The organism is Photobacterium sp. BZF1 (genome assembly GCF_014349205.1).
Taxonomy (GTDB): domain Bacteria; phylum Pseudomonadota; class Gammaproteobacteria; order Enterobacterales; family Vibrionaceae; genus Photobacterium.
Window position 1 is genome coordinate 1 of the sequence record NZ_JACSOF010000087.1, and the last position, 14,516, is coordinate 14,516.

Annotated in this window: 12 protein-coding genes and 1 pseudogene; 9 read left to right on the plus strand and 4 right to left on the minus strand. The window is 47.1% G+C overall.

Translation table 11 applies throughout. From position 1 onward, the window contains the following. Together BIZ37_RS18595 and BIZ37_RS18600 are read right to left on the minus strand one after the other, a co-directional pair. Positions 1-354 (minus strand): annotated as a pseudogene (locus tag BIZ37_RS18595) (TrmH family RNA methyltransferase); the annotation flags it as partial. Positions 355-427: 73 nt separating this feature from the next. Beyond that, positions 428-760 (minus strand): PBPRA1643 family SWIM/SEC-C metal-binding motif protein, encoded by a 333-nt coding sequence (locus BIZ37_RS18600; RefSeq protein WP_107297721.1) that lies wholly within the window; start codon positions 758-760, stop codon positions 428-430. Positions 761-1,000: 240 nt separating this feature from the next. Here BIZ37_RS18600 and BIZ37_RS18605 point away from each other — a divergent pair, with 240 nt between their 5' ends. The 9 genes from BIZ37_RS18605 to BIZ37_RS18645 all read left to right on the plus strand — a co-directional run bounded on the left by BIZ37_RS18605 (position 1,001) and on the right by BIZ37_RS18645 (position 12,218). Beyond that, a complete protein-coding gene (locus tag BIZ37_RS18605) occupies positions 1,001-2,815 on the plus strand; it encodes an extracellular solute-binding protein (RefSeq protein WP_187462754.1) in 1,815 nt (604 codons plus the stop codon). Positions 2,816-2,817: 2 nt separating this feature from the next. After that, positions 2,818-3,903, plus strand: coding sequence for a microcin C ABC transporter permease YejB (locus BIZ37_RS18610; RefSeq protein WP_187462755.1), 1,086 nt, complete (start codon positions 2,818-2,820; stop codon positions 3,901-3,903). Further along, positions 3,903-4,925 carry an ABC transporter permease gene (locus tag BIZ37_RS18615; protein ID WP_187462756.1) on the plus strand — a complete coding sequence of 341 codons (1,023 nt, stop codon included), beginning with the start codon at positions 3,903-3,905 and terminating at the stop codon, positions 4,923-4,925. Before BIZ37_RS18610 ends, BIZ37_RS18615 begins: the two co-directional genes overlap by 1 nt. A gap of 2 nt (positions 4,926-4,927) precedes the next feature. Continuing rightward, on the plus strand, positions 4,928-6,514 hold the full coding sequence (locus tag BIZ37_RS18620) for an ABC transporter ATP-binding protein (protein WP_187462757.1): 1,587 nt from the start codon (positions 4,928-4,930) through the stop codon (positions 6,512-6,514). 226 nt (positions 6,515-6,740) lie between these two features. Further along, entirely contained in the window at positions 6,741-8,240 is a 1,500-nt protein-coding gene (gene zwf, locus BIZ37_RS18625) for a glucose-6-phosphate dehydrogenase (protein WP_107297954.1), read from the plus strand. A 5-nt stretch (positions 8,241-8,245) separates the two neighbouring features. Continuing rightward, positions 8,246-8,959: a 6-phosphogluconolactonase gene (gene pgl / locus BIZ37_RS18630; protein WP_187462758.1), complete on the plus strand. Its 714-nt coding sequence runs from the start codon at positions 8,246-8,248 to the stop codon at positions 8,957-8,959. 12 nt (positions 8,960-8,971) lie between these two features. After that, positions 8,972-10,420, plus strand: coding sequence for a decarboxylating NADP(+)-dependent phosphogluconate dehydrogenase (gene gnd / locus BIZ37_RS18635; protein WP_187462759.1), 1,449 nt, complete (start codon positions 8,972-8,974; stop codon positions 10,418-10,420). Between the two features lie 255 nt (positions 10,421-10,675). Next, the gene (locus BIZ37_RS18640; protein WP_187462760.1) at positions 10,676-11,119 is read left to right on the plus strand and encodes a hypothetical protein; all 444 of its coding nucleotides are present in this window, start codon (positions 10,676-10,678) and stop codon (positions 11,117-11,119) included. Next, positions 11,097-12,218 carry a porin gene (locus BIZ37_RS18645; protein ID WP_187462761.1) on the plus strand — a complete coding sequence of 374 codons (1,122 nt, stop codon included), beginning with the start codon at positions 11,097-11,099 and terminating at the stop codon, positions 12,216-12,218. The genes BIZ37_RS18640 and BIZ37_RS18645 overlap by 23 nt, the downstream gene beginning before the upstream one ends. Before the next feature lie 56 nt (positions 12,219-12,274). Here BIZ37_RS18645 and BIZ37_RS18650 read toward each other — a convergent pair whose 3' ends face one another. Both BIZ37_RS18650 and BIZ37_RS18655 read right to left on the minus strand, forming a co-directional pair. After that, the gene (locus BIZ37_RS18650; RefSeq protein ID WP_187462762.1) at positions 12,275-13,381 is read right to left on the minus strand and encodes a patatin family protein; all 1,107 of its coding nucleotides are present in this window, start codon (positions 13,379-13,381) and stop codon (positions 12,275-12,277) included. Positions 13,382-13,530: 149 nt separating this feature from the next. Further along, positions 13,531-14,445 (minus strand): LysR family transcriptional regulator, encoded by a 915-nt coding sequence (locus BIZ37_RS18655; protein ID WP_187462763.1) that lies wholly within the window; start codon positions 14,443-14,445, stop codon positions 13,531-13,533. Positions 14,446-14,516: the final 71 nt, after the last annotated feature.

The following is a 14,516-nucleotide window of genomic DNA, read 5'->3' on the forward strand; positions in this document are numbered from 1 at the left end:
CTCACGGAAAAAGTTGGTATTTTTTTTCTTCAACTTCCCGTCTTCGGGGCAAAAGATAAAAACCGCGCGGGGGGGGTCCTTATCCCCCGGAGGGGGTTTTGCGCTTTAAATAAAATCAACCGCCACAGGCACACAGTCATGAGGGATAATATCTTTCAGGTCTTCAACCCCGATCAGTGGAATATCACGAACTGTGTTTTTGGTGTCGGTGCAAAATTTCTTAGCAAGGTCATAGCGCGTACCTGTGTAAAACACACTATTGACGCCATAGCAGCCAGCGGCACGCATGACAGAACCAACATTTTCAGGGGTTTTGGGATTGAATAGCCCAACACAGGCGTAACCTTTGCTCATAACTTGTATCTTTCCGAAATTTTACAACAGCGCGAGATTATACGTTTTCTCGCAAAAAAGTCAGGGTTTAAGCTTAGCCGCAGCACTTCTTGTACTTTTTACCGCTTCCGCATGAACATGGGTCATTACGGTTTGGGGTTTTCTCAAAAACTGTCGTCTTAGGTTTGTTGATCAATGTTTCCAGCTCAACCAGATTTTCTTCTGCTTCTGGATTAACCGTAATCGTGGCAACGATTTGGTGCTGTTCTAGCTGTGCTTCGACTTCAGCTTTTTTCTCATCGCTATTTACAATAAGTTCAAGCGGGTTGACTTCAGTGCCTAACTTCTTGGCTTGCTTGGTGTTAAAGCCGTAGCTCTCGTGCTTTGGTTTTTTCTCAATGCGGCCTTTATAGAAGAACTTTGACATAGGGTGATCCTGACAAATGTAGATGAGATTGCGGTCCGTAAACCTGAAAGCGGGCGATATTAACGGCTTCAATAGCTTGTCGCAAGTGATCACAGGTTTTCATATTGGCTATTGAGTGGTTGTTCATTTGTCATTAGTGTCCTATCGTAAACATATACCACAAAATAATTTCATCTAATTCAACGAGTAAGATGGTGCCAGTAAGTATCATCTGAAACAGATTTTTGCATGGAGGCCTAGATGTACAAAAGCGTCTCATCGTTGCTGGTGGCGATGGTCATTGCCGGTTCCGTATCGGCTAGTGAAGTAATTGAAAGCCGCTCTTTGGTCGGGTTTGGAGCAGCCAAGTATCCCGCTGACTTTACCCATTTTGATTACGTCAACCCTGATGCGCCCAAAGGTGGGCAGGTGACCTACGCTCAGGTCGGCACCTTTGACAGTTTCAACCGTTTTGCTTCTCGGGGTGTTTCGGCAGCGGGTAGTGAAGCAATTTATGACACCTTGTTTGTGTCCTCAGAAGATGAAATTGACAGCTATTATCCCCTCATTGCTGAAAAGGTCCGTTATCCGGAAGATTTCTCCTGGATGGAAGTGGACATCAACCCCAATGCCAAATTCCATGATGGTGAGCCGATCACCGCCGCTGATGTCGCATTTACCTTTGATAAATTCATGAAAGAAGGCGTCGCCCAATACAAGGTCTACTTCAAGGACGTCAAATCGGTGACAGCAAAATCGGAGCGAACGGCACGAATCGAAATGGCAGAGCCTAACCGAGAAGTGTTGTTGGCATTAGTGCAGGGCATGAACGTATTGCCTGAGCACTACTGGAAAGATAAGAATTTAAGCGAACCGCTTAACACCCCGCCTGTTGGCAGCAGTGCCTATAAGATTTCCGATTACAAGTCTGGCCAAAGTGTCACCTACACCTTGGTGAAAGATTATTGGGCGAAAGATTTGCCGGTTAATGTCGGCCGGAACAACTTCCAGACGATCAAGTACGATTATTACCGGGATGAAACCGTCACCCTGGAAGCGTTCAAAGCCGGTGAATATGATATACGCGAAGAGAACGTTGCCAAGTTCTGGGCAACGATGTACCAAGGCCCGAATTTTGATAAGGGATACATTATAAAGGAAGAGATCCCACACCAAATTCCCCAGTCGATGCAGGCGTTCGTGTTCAATACCGAGCGTAGCTATTTCAGCGACCCTAAAGTACGCGAGGCGCTGTCTTACGCCATGGACTTCGAGTGGATGAACAAGAGCCTGTTCTACAACCAGTACACCCGCACTCGCAGCTATTTCCAAAATACCGATTACGAAGCCAAAGGCTTGCCTTCGGAAGATGAGGTGGCTTTCCTTGCCCCGGTGAAAGACAAAGTTCCAGCAAGGGTATTTACCGAAGAGTACAAGCCGCCAGTATCTGATGGCTCGGGCCGTATCCGGGTTCAACTTCGCAAAGCGCTCGCTTTGATGAAAGAGGCCGGATGGGAAGTGCAGAACAAGGTGATGACCAACGTCGAGACGGGTGAAGCCTTTACCTTTGAACTGTTGATGTATAGCCCGACCACTGAGCGGTTGGCTATTCCCCTTCAGAAGAACCTGAAGTTACTGGGTATAGATATGCGTTTGCGCACTGTTGATACCACCCAGTACATCAAACGCCTGCGGGACAGGGATTTCGACATGGTGTCGGCAGGTTACGGGGCGAACCCTTACCCGAGCCCGAACTTGATGATTGCCTGGAACAGCAACTTTATCGACAGTACCTACAACACTGCAGGGGTTAAAGATCCTGCAATAGATTACCTGACCGAGCAAATTGCCGAAAACCAAGAAAACCCGGATAAACTGCTAAGTCTTGGCCGGGCACTCGACAGGGTATTGCAGTGGAATTTTTACGTGATCCCACAATGGCACATCAGTATGTTCCGGGTGTCCAGTTGGGATAAATTCTCTCGTCCGGATGTTCGCCCGAAATACTCTCTGGGCAGGGATACCTGGTGGATTGATAACGAAAAAGCGGCCAAGTTGCCTGAGAAGCGGCGGTAATTATGTCGGCATATATTATTCGGCGTTTGTTGTTGGTGATCCCCACGCTGTGGGCGATCATCACCATCAACTTCTTTGTTATCCAGATTGCGCCCGGTGGCCCGGTTGAACAGGCCGTTGCTCAGTTAGAAGGTCATAGCTCCGGTATCATGGAGCGTTTTACCGGTGGCGGGCAGGAAGTTGGCTCGCTAGAGCCTTCTGAAAATGGTTCCGGCTATCGGGGCTCTCGCGGGTTAGATCCCGAAGTCGTCGAGGCGATCAAAAAGCAGTTCGGCTTCGATAAGCCGCTGCTAGAGCGTTATTTCGATATGCTCAAGGATTATGCCACCTTCAACTTTGGCGAGAGCCTGTTCAAAGGCGGCAATGTGATCGACTTGATCATTGATCGCTTGCCAGTCTCTATCTCACTAGGGCTCTGGAGCACCCTGATCATCTATCTGGTTTCGATTCCGCTCGGAATCGCCAAAGCCATCAAACACGGCTCGCGGTTCGATGTTTGGAGCAGTGCGGTGGTGATCGTTGGCTATGCGATTCCAGGGTTCTTGTTCGCAATTTTGTTGATCATCTTTTTCGCCAGTGGCAATTATTTCAGTTGGTTCCCATTGCGGGGATTGGTGTCGTCCAATTTTGACCAGCTGAACTGGTATCAGCAGATTATTGATTATTTTTGGCACCTAACCTTGCCTATTCTGGCGATGGTGATTGGCGGTTTTGCCACTTTGACCATGCTGACCAAAAACTCCTTCCTTGATGAAATCAACAAGCAGTACGTAGTGACAGCTCGCGCCAAGGGGCTAGATGAGAGCAGCATTTTGTATCGCCATGTTTTTCGCAATGCCATGCTGATCATTATCGCGGGTTTCCCGGCGGCATTCATCAGTATCTTCTTTACCGGTGCGATGCTGATAGAGGTGATGTTTTCACTCGAAGGGATAGGTTTGTTAGGGTTTGAGTCGACCATACAGCGAGATTACCCAGTCGTATTTAGCTCTTTGTACATCATGACGCTACTGGGGCTGTTGCTGAACATTATTTCGGATATTACCTATACATTGGTCGATCCACGGATAGATTTTGAGGCACGTTAGTGAAACTTAACCCATTAACCAAGGAACGTTGGGCGAGGTTCCGCGCTCATAAGCGGGGCTATTGGTCATTGTGGATCTTCTCGATCCTGTTTTTCTTCAGCTTGTTCGCCGAACTGGTTGCTAATGACAAACCGCTGGTGATCCAGTTTGAATCGCAGTGGTATTTCCCCATTGTCACCCCTTACTCAGAAACCGAGTTTGGCGGTGAGTTTGATGCTGAAGCCGATTATACCGACCCATACGTGGCGGATCTGATTGAGGCTGAAGGCTTTATGATTTGGCCGTTGATCCGCTTTAGTTACGATACCATCAACTACAACTTGTCTGGCCCAGCCCCGTCGCCGCCGGATAGTGTCAACTGGTTAGGTACCGATGATAAGGGGCGCGATGTGTTGGCCCGGATCATTTATGGTTTTCGGATATCGGTACTGTTTGGCTTTGCTTTGACGATTATTTCCACTGTAATTGGAGTCATTGTCGGGGCTAGCCAAGGCTACTACGGTGGCTGGGTCGATTTGTTTGGCCAGCGTTTTATCGAAGTATGGTCGGGAATGCCGACCCTGTTCCTGCTAATTATCCTCTCCAGTTTCGTTGAGCCTAATTTCTGGTGGCTGCTTGGCATTATGGTGCTGTTCAGTTGGATGGGATTGGTCGGTGTGGTTCGCGCTGAATTCCTTCGTTGCCGGAACCTCGATTATGTCAGGGCTGCGCAGGCAATGGGGGTCGGTGATGGGCGAATCATGCTGCGCCACATGTTGCCCAATGCCATGGTGGCGTCGTTGACTATGATGCCGTTTATCCTTAGCGGTTCGGTTACCACTTTGACCTCACTTGATTTCCTTGGTTTCGGTTTACCGGCAGGCTCCCCGTCATTGGGTGAGCTATTGGCCCAAGGTAAAACTAACCTTCAAGCCCCATGGCTGGGTTTGTCTGCTTTCGTTGTCCTTTCAATCATGCTGAGCTTGCTGGTGTTTGTCGGTGAAGCAGTGCGTGATGCATTCGATCCCCACCATCAGAGGTAACCATGTCACAGCCTATTATTACTATCGAAAACCTCTCGGTGGGCTTTCAGAGCGGAAAATCTGTTAACCAAGTGACCTACAACGTCAGTTTGGATATTAAACGCGGGGAAACCCTTGCGCTGGTGGGGGAGAGTGGCTCGGGTAAGTCTGTTACGGCGAATGCGATATTGCGCCTGTTACCGAAATCGTCCACCCATTATCTCAGTGGGCACATTCATTATGACGGCATCGATATGATGCGCTGTAGTGAGCGTGAAATGCGTGGCTTGCGAGGCAACCGTATCGGAATGATCTTCCAAGAGCCGATGATGTCTTTGAACCCGCTACATAAAATTGGCCGCCAGCTTTGTGAAATTCTGGCTATCCACCGGGGTACCCGCCAGCGCGAAGCACAGAAAAAAGCGCTGGAATGGTTGCAGAAAGTTGGGATCAGAAACCCGGAAAAAAGGTTGGAATCCTACCCCCATGAACTGTCCGGTGGCGAGCGCCAGCGGGTGATGATAGCCATGGCACTCATCAATGAGCCGGAACTGCTAATTGCCGATGAGCCGACAACGGCTTTGGATGTTTCGGTTCAGGCGCAGATATTGGATTTGCTCAAAGATCTGCAGCGCGAAATGGGCATGGCCATGCTGTTTATTACCCATGACTTGAGCATTGTGCGCAAAATTGCCGATCGTGTTGCGGTAATGCAGATGGGACGTTTGGTCGAAACCAACACCATGACCGAAGTGTTTGAACGCCCGCAAGATCCCTACACAATCAAGTTGATCAATTCCGATCCGAGCGGTGAACCGGTTCCCGTTGATATGACGGCGACACCTATGTTTGAGGTCAAAGACTTGCGGGTATGGTTCCCAGTCAAAGGAGGGGTGCTTAAGCGAGTCAAAGATCATATCAAGGCAGTGACCGATGTGAGTTTCTTACTCCGTACAGGCCACAGTGTCGGTCTGGTGGGGGAAAGTGGTTCGGGCAAGTCGACAACGGGAATGGCAATTCTCAAACTACTGGAAAGTACGGGTGAAATTTTATACCGGGGTGAAGATATCTCGGCGTTTAATCGTAAACAAATGTTGCCCATACGCAGCAAGATGCAAGTTGTTTTCCAAGACCCGTTTTCAGCCTTGAACCCAAGAATGTCGGTGGCGCAAATTATTGGTGAGGGGTTGAAAGTGCACCAAAACCTAACGCCAGAGCAAGAAGATAAGGTCATTTGTGATGTGATGCGTGATGTTGAACTCGACCCCGAAACTCGCCACCGTTACCCGAATGAATTCTCGGGAGGCCAGCGCCAACGTATCGCTATTGCCCGCGCCCTTGTGCTCAAACCATCGTTTATCCTGTTGGATGAACCCACTTCTTCGTTGGACAGAACCGTTCAATTTCAAGTGCTTACATTGCTGAAAGACTTGCAGCAAAAGTACAATTTAACCTACCTGTTTATTAGCCATGACCTCCATGTTGTAAAGTCGCTTTGCCATTACACCTTGGTGCTTCGCCAAGGGCAGGTGGTGGAGCAGGGGGAAACCCAAATCCTGTTTAGTGACCCGCAGCAAGAGTATACAAAGCAATTAGTTGCCTTGTCTTAGGTGGTTGTACCAGACAAATGTAGCTGGGATGTTATGTGCTTCTCATACATAATGAGGCGCCCGAAAGGCACTGTTCTCATTATCGACTAAAATGTGACCAACTGAAGGTTTTACCTATCACTGCGATAGGCAAAACCTTCTGGTGCTTTGTAGCCGTGTTGATAACATCACAACACAATAAAATGAATAACTTGTCCTGATGGATTCAGGCGAGTAGGAAAGCATTATGGTTAAGCCTGAAAATAATTGTATCGTCATCTTCGGGGCGTCGGGTGACCTGACCCATCGTAAGTTGATCCCAGCCTTCTATCACCTATTCGCGAATGGATTGCTGTCTGAAGAATTCGCTATTTTGGGGGTAAGTCGAACTCACTATTCTGATGATGAGTTCCAGCAGAAATTGAAAGATTCGCTGACAGCCAACGAAAAAGTTGACCCTCAGGTGCTTGATGCTTTCTGTCAACGCCTTCACTACCAAGCTATTGATACCAAGAATGTAGAAGATTATGCCAAACTGAAATCTCGTTTGGATGACATTGAACAGAAGTATCAAACCAACGGTAATACGACCTTCTATTTGGCGACACCGCCGAGCCTCTACAGTGTTATTCCAGAGTGCCTTGCCGCTCATGGCCTCAACAGTGAAGAAAATGGCTGGAAACGCCTGATTGTCGAAAAACCATTCGGCTATGACTTGGCAACTGCCGAGCAGCTAGATAAAGATTTACACGCCCATTTCCAAGAACACCAAATCTACCGCATCGACCACTACCTAGGTAAAGAGACTGTCCAGAACCTACTGGTGTTCCGTTTTGCCAACGGTATGTTCGAGCCGCTTTGGAACCGTAATTTTATTGATTACGTTGAAATCACGGCAGCTGAATTCCTTGGTGTTGAAGAGCGTGGTGGGTATTACGATGGTGCGGGTGCCGTTCGTGATATGTTCCAGAACCACTTGTTGCAAGTTTTGGCAATGGTAGGTATGGAGCCGCCGGCTGCAATTAATGCCGACTCAATGCGTGACGAAGTCATGAAGGTATTCAAGAGCCTTCAACCGCTATCTGAAAAAGACCTGCAAAACAACCTTGTATTGGGCCAGTACACAGAATCGGATGTACGTGGTTCTCACCTTAAAGGTTATCGCGAAGAGCCGGGTGTGGCAGAAGACTCGCGCACTGAAACCTATGTTGGTTTGAAGATGTTTATCGACAACTGGCGCTGGAACGGTGTGCCTTTCTATGTGCGTACCGGTAAACGCTTGCCAACCCGCGTGACTGAAGTGGTTATTCATTTCAAGAAAACGCCTCACCCAGTATTTGGTGCTAACGCGCCCGAGAATAAACTCATCATTCGTATTCAGCCAGATGAAGGCATTTTGATGAGCTTCGGTCTTAAGCAGCCGGGGGCGGGTTTTGAAGCTAAAGAAGTGAGCATGGACTTCCACTACGAGAGTTTGGAAGAGACCCATATGCTGACAGCTTATGAGCGCTTGCTGCTGGATTCAATGAAAGGTGATGCGACCTTGTTTGCACGTACCGATGCGGTGAAAGCTTGCTGGCAGTTTGTTCAGCCTATTTTGGACTACAAGGAAAACCCAGAGCACCTATACGGCTACGCGGCAGGTACTTGGGGACCGAAAGAAGCCGATGAGCTATTGTCACGCGACGATCGCGAATGGCGCTTCCCTTGTAAGAACCTGACAAACACCGACTACTGCGAGCTATAAGACTCATGAATTACCACGTATTTGAAAACGCCGATCAGGTTGTTCATGCCTTGGCTAACAGCCTGAAGGAATACAGTGAACTTGGGCGACCAGTCCATATTTCACTGTCTGGTGGTAGCACCCCGTCTCAGCTGTTCGCTTATTTGGCGGGCTCTGAGTTTGCAAAGTCTATTCAGTGGCAGAACCTCCACTTCTGGTGGGGTGACGAACGTTGCGTTGCACCGGAAGACGAGCAGAGTAATTATGGTCAGGCTAAAGCCTTGTTGTTCGATCATATTGCAATCCCTGCTGAGAATATCCACCGTATTCGCGGTGAAGAATTTGCCGCGATGGAAGCGATTCGCTTTGCCCAAGAGATGATTGCAGAAATCCCTGAAAAAGATGGGTTACCTGAATTTGATTGGATCTTGTTGGGTATGGGAACAGATGGTCATACTGCTTCACTGTTCCCGGGGCAAACAGACTACGACACAACAGAAATTGCAGCTATCGCTGCACATCCAGACACTCGCCAGATCCGCGTGACAAAAACCGCGCACCTGCTGGCAAACGCTAAACGTATTACTTACTTGGTTCTAGGTGCAAGTAAATCGGCAGTGATCAAACAGATCGCCGACAATGCACCGGCTGCAGAGGCATACCCAGCAGCTAAAGTCAGCTCAAAGGCTGGTACAACCGAGTGGTATTTAGATTCAGAAGCAGCCAAAGAGCTGGCATAAGGAGAGAAGTAAATGAAAGCTGATATTGGTGTTATCGGTTTGGCCGTGATGGGTCAGAACCTGATCCTAAACATGAACGATAACGGATTTAAAGTGGTTGCTTACAACCGTACTGTGGCGAAAGTTGATGAATTTTTGCAGGGTCCGGCTAAAGACACCAACATTGTCGGTGCGACTTCTCTTGAAGATCTGGTTAGCAAACTAGAATCACCACGTAAGGTGATGTTGATGGTTCGTGCTGGTGCGGTTGTTGATCAGTTCATCGACAACCTCGTCCCACTGCTGGACGAAGGCGATATCATCATTGATGGTGGTAACACAAACTACCCAGATACTAACCGCCGCGTGGCTGAACTTCGTGAGAAGGGTATCCGTTATGTGGGTGCTGGTGTATCTGGTGGTGAAGAAGGTGCGCGTTTCGGGCCGTCTATCATGCCTGGTGGTGATCCTGAAGCATGGCCTCACGTTAAACCTATCTTCCAGGCAATTGCCGCTAAGACCGACCAAGGCGAAGCGTGTTGTGATTGGGTAGGTAAAGAAGGTGCTGGCCACTTTGTGAAGATGGTTCACAACGGTATCGAATACGGTGACATGCAGCTGATCAGTGAAGCTTACCACTTCATGAAAGAGGGCCTTGGCATGTCTCACGATGAGATGCAGGCAACTTTCGCCGAGTGGAACAAGACTGAGCTAGATAGCTACCTGATCGAAATCACTGCAGACATTCTAGGTTACCGTGATGAAGACGGCGAGCCGCTGGTTGAGAAGATCCTTGATACTGCAGGCCAGAAAGGCACAGGTAAGTGGACTGGTATCAATGCATTGGACCACGGTATTCCGCTAACTCTGATCACTGATTCTGTATTTGCCCGTTGCCTATCATCACTGAAAGAGCAGCGTGAGCATGCCGCTTCTTTGTTCAACAACCCAATCACTGCGGTTGAAGGTGATAAGGCACAGTGGTTGGATGCACTGCGTCAGGCACTGCTAGCGTCTAAGATCATCTCTTACGCTCAAGGCTTTATGTTGATCCGCGAAGCGTCTGAATCTAACAACTGGGATCTGAACTACGGTAACGTTGCCCTGATGTGGCGTGGCGGTTGTATTATCCGCAGTGCCTTCTTGGGTAATATTCGTGATGCTTTTGAAGCTAACCCTGACCTTGCTTTCCTCGGTCTTGATAATTACTTCAAGGATATCCTGGAAGGCTGCCTACCAGCATGGCGTAAAGTAGTCGCTAAGTCATTTGAGACCGGCCTACCGATGCCTTGCATGTCTTCAGCGCTTACCTTCCTGAACGGTTACACGACTGCCCGCCTGCCAGCAAATATGCTTCAGGCACAGCGTGACTACTTTGGTGCCCACACTTACGAGCGCACTGACAAGCCACGTGGTGAGTTCTACCACACCAACTGGACGGGTACCGGTGGCGATATTTCTTCAACAACCTATGATGTTTAATTAGGTTACCAAGAAGAATATATAGCATTAAGACGCTGAAGTTCAGCGTCTTTTTTTTATAAAATAAAAAGCGAATTAATGCTTTGTGTGGTTCAAAATATTGGCGATTTAGCTGTCAAATTAAAGGCAAATAACAATTAATAAAATAAATGATAGATATAATGTGACTTGAATCAAAATCAAAAAACAAATTGTTTATTAGCTGAATTTATCCTGCCTACGATATTTACATAGGAAATATCAGGGGCGTGTAATGTGACATTTTTACTGCAAAGAACGTTTGGTTGTCTTTTTTTATTTATTGTCGTTTTTTCTCCAACAACGTTGGCGGAAAGTTATGCCATTGTCACATCAACACCGACACCACCCGCAGAAAAACTTACCAAAACCAAAGCAAAACTGCTGTTTTCTGGCAAGGTTCACACTATTCCAGGGATTGGAAAAATAGAATTAATCGATTTCCCTTCTGGTAGTGAATACAGAAAGGAGTTTTATCAGAAAATCTTAAGGAAGAGTGAGGGGCAGATGAAAAGGATTTGGTCATCGATAGCTTTCTCTGGCAGAGCAAAACCACCAACCGAAATGAAGTCAGACGATATTGAGTTGGTGCATCAGTGGTTAGAACAAAAGCCATCAGCTATTGGGTATTTGCCTATCAGCGAAATAGGGGGGCTCAATGTACTGCTTGAAATACATTAGTACGGCGTTATTGCTGCTCTCGTCTTTAGCGGTAAAAGCGGTTGAGTTACCTGATTGGTTAGCTATCTCCGGGTTTGCATCGGTAGCTGCGGCAAAGAGTGATAATGATACGCCATATTATTACACCCGCAATATTACCGATGATTGGTGTTTTGATTGCGACACGATAGTGGGTTTACAAGCTGATATTTTCCCAACAGATTGGCTTCACGCATCGGCACAGCTTGTAAAGCGCCCTACGGATAATTTCAGTGACCCGGACTTGGAGTGGGCCTATATTTCCGTTGAACCTATTGCCGACTTGAAAATACGTGCAGGGCGATTACGCTCGCCGACATTTATGTATTCCCAAGTCGTGTTTGTTAACCAAGCCTACCCTTGGGTAAGGCTTCCTGCAGAGGTGTACGATACTACCGGCGGCTTCACACGCTATGATGGTATCGATGGCTATTACACCTGGGTACTCAATGATAGTTTGCTTCTCCAAGTACAGCCTTATGCCGCATTTAAAACGTCGATTGATGATAATGAAATCAACAATACATATTATGATGTTGACCTGAAAGAACTCTATGGTTTGCGGCTGGATTTAGAGAGCGATGTTTGGAGCGTCTATCTCAACTATTTCGAAGCTAGGCTCGATATTACAACGGTCGAAGACATTATTCCTGTCGAGTTTAATGACTTTGGCGTTCCCATTAAATTTGGCAAACTTTCCGTACCAATAGACAGTAAAACTTGGTCATATGGCCTGAAGTATGAGTGGCAAGATTTTACGGTTATCTTTGAAGGGACAACCAGTAAAGATGCCCCTTGGGGAGGCTATGTTTCCTTGCTGTATCATTACCACGATTGGACGCCGTATATCGTTTACGGCAAAAGAACCGGTGGGGAAGAGGGCAACAAGGATAAGTCTGATAGTTTTAGTTTGGGGGCAAGGTACGACATATTACCTAATTTGGCAGCGGTCGCAGAGTGGCATTATACCAAAGCCAAAGGTGATTCGAGAGGTAGTTTCACATACCCAACTGGGCAAGAACCTGACGACCGTTCGGCCAATATTTTCACCCTGGGTTTGAATTACAGTTTCAACCTCTAGACTATATGAATGACCCGAGTCAAAGGCACGCCATCAGCGTGCCTTCTTTTATCTTGTTATGAATAGACTTGTGGAATATAGTCAGCCAAAAACTCAGTCGCGCACATTTTACCGTGGGAGTAATCTTCCAGGATATCATTGCGGCCACTTAGCAAGGTTTTGCTTTTCAAGCGGCGCTTGGGTGCTATGCGATAAATAAAGCTGTCTTCAGGCGGTGAATCTAAAAAGTCATCAACAATGGCCTGATTGTCGAATAAGGTCACGAGTAACTCCAACGCTTTGGTATTGGAAGGGTCGAAGCCAAACCGCTTTGCATGTACCGAGACCAGGTGAAGGGTATCCTCCAAATACGTTCCCCAACTTTGCTTCTCTTTTTGTTCGCTATCTGTTCCACTCTGCGAATCTGTTAAAGCTTTAATTCTTTGGTCGATAATTCCTTCAAGCCTGCGTTCAAAGTATTTTGCCTGCTGCCTTCTCTTCTTATATAGATGATGGCAATGGATATGCTCAAGGCTCTCTTGCAATAGTTTTCGAGAATGGAGTATCTGCTTTTCGTTTAGTTGCTTGTTATCATTTTCAAGCGGCGAGGTTTGAATGACTACGATACGCTTGTACCCATTTTTATATGCTTTAATCACAGGAGTGTTGGCAGCAATCGCACCGTCTATCCATGTTTTACCATCTATTTCGACTTGTTGCTGGTAAAGGATTGGAATGGCACAGGTCGCTCGAAGTACGTTGTACCAATTGTCGGTAAAAATAGGGTAGTAGGCGTCTTCAAGTGATTCTGCATCAGTCAAACAGGCTAATGCTTCTCTCGATTTAAGCTTTTGTTTGCCCTTTTCAATTTGCAAGCAGTCTTTGGTCTCCATCATGGCCTTAAATGCCCAGTCAAGATCCATCTGTTGTTTACGCTTGATAAACTGCTTGAGGTTGAAAAAGCGGGACTTGGTGGTGAAATTTAAAATAAAGTTCAACCCAAAGCCGCTTTGCCCTGTGACATAAGGAGATATATTCAGTGCTCCGGCTGATGTACCGACATAAAATGAAAATGGATTGAAGTTATATTTCATAAACTGGTCAAGCACCCCAGCGGCAAAACTGCCTTTTTGTCCTCCCCCTTGAACCACAAGGGCATAATTGCTCGGCTCATCAAACGCCATGGTAAAACCTACTCAAAACGATCCGTTACTGCTGGCAGCTAACACTGCAAAGTACGCAAAATTGTAGAGTCTTGAATGGTGCTAGAGTCAAATGGAACTGTCGGTATAAGCAGGTAAAAATAAGGTGGTAATGTGTTTATACCAATTGCCTATGGATTGAAAATAGCCGATATAGTGTTGTGCAAATAACGATACAGCGGGTGATTCCGGTTAGTCTGAAGGTAGCCGCCATAGATGGTAAACTCATTGAACTGGTGGCTCAAAGGAGGTGCAGGATAATGGGTTACCCCCTTAAAGTTGTTCGCTGTGCTAATGCTCGAGAACATAATCGCATCAGTTTCTGACACCAATTGGCAAGCTGCCTGGATATTGTAAGAGCGTAACAGGACATGAGGAGTGAGATCCCTGCGTAAATACTCGACTTCGATACTGGTCAGCGGGGTATTCTGTACCGGAGGGGGTAGGATCACCAAAGGCAGATCAGCGATTTCATCCCAGTCGTAACTTAAGCTCAGGATAGGGTGGTTCTCCCTGGCAATCAGTACGGTCTTTTCGCTAAATAACGGTTTGAGGTAGATATCTTGTCCTAACTCCATCTCGTTATCGACAATACAATAATCAAATTTGCCGCTGAGCATTTCCTCCTGGCTGCTTTCATCCCAGTTGAAAAAAGAAAATGAGGCATTAGGCAGCGCCTTATAGAGTTGGGATATCAGTTTGGCCCCTTGCTCTTCGTAGTAGACCGAGTCTGCCACAATGGAAATGTTGCCGTTGAAGTCATCACTAGAAAACTCGGCAAAGTCTTCCAGAACGTCTTGGATTGGGCTAAGCATATCATCAACGACGGCTGCCAGTTTGATTGCCATCGCGGATGGTTCGATGCCATGGGCCTTGCGGACAAAGAGCATTTCACCAAATACTTCCTTAAGGCTTGCTAGCCCTCGGCTTGCGGTCGCTTGGGACATGCCTAGTTGTTCAGCAGCAAGCTTGGTGCTTTTTTTCTCTACCAGTGCTTTGAGTAGACGCATCAAGTTGAGGTTAAGTTCGTCTAGGCGAGGTTCCATAAATAGCCTTGAAGTTATTGAAATCGTTTTACTGTTATTAACAATAGCGGAAATCACAACCACTTACAGTA

What these genes read in the sequence shown, in the direction of transcription:
- BIZ37_RS18650 (WP_187462762.1), bottom strand. Translation starts at nt 13,381, where the DNA reads ATGGCGTTTGATGAGCCGAGCAATTATGCCCTTGTGGTTCAAGGGGGA.
- BIZ37_RS18645 (WP_187462761.1), top strand. Translation starts at nt 11,097, where the DNA reads ATGTACTGCTTGAAATACATTAGTACGGCGTTATTGCTGCTCTCGTCT.
- BIZ37_RS18600 (WP_107297721.1), bottom strand. Translation starts at nt 760, where the DNA reads ATGTCAAAGTTCTTCTATAAAGGCCGCATTGAGAAAAAACCAAAGCAC.
- gnd (WP_187462759.1), top strand. Translation starts at nt 8,972, where the DNA reads ATGAAAGCTGATATTGGTGTTATCGGTTTGGCCGTGATGGGTCAGAAC.
- BIZ37_RS18655 (WP_187462763.1), bottom strand. Translation starts at nt 14,445, where the DNA reads ATGGAACCTCGCCTAGACGAACTTAACCTCAACTTGATGCGTCTACTC.
- BIZ37_RS18605 (WP_187462754.1), top strand. Translation starts at nt 1,001, where the DNA reads ATGTACAAAAGCGTCTCATCGTTGCTGGTGGCGATGGTCATTGCCGGT.
- BIZ37_RS18620 (WP_187462757.1), top strand. Translation starts at nt 4,928, where the DNA reads ATGTCACAGCCTATTATTACTATCGAAAACCTCTCGGTGGGCTTTCAG.
- zwf (WP_107297954.1), top strand. Translation starts at nt 6,741, where the DNA reads ATGGTTAAGCCTGAAAATAATTGTATCGTCATCTTCGGGGCGTCGGGT.
- pgl (WP_187462758.1), top strand. Translation starts at nt 8,246, where the DNA reads ATGAATTACCACGTATTTGAAAACGCCGATCAGGTTGTTCATGCCTTG.
- BIZ37_RS18610 (WP_187462755.1), top strand. Translation starts at nt 2,818, where the DNA reads ATGTCGGCATATATTATTCGGCGTTTGTTGTTGGTGATCCCCACGCTG.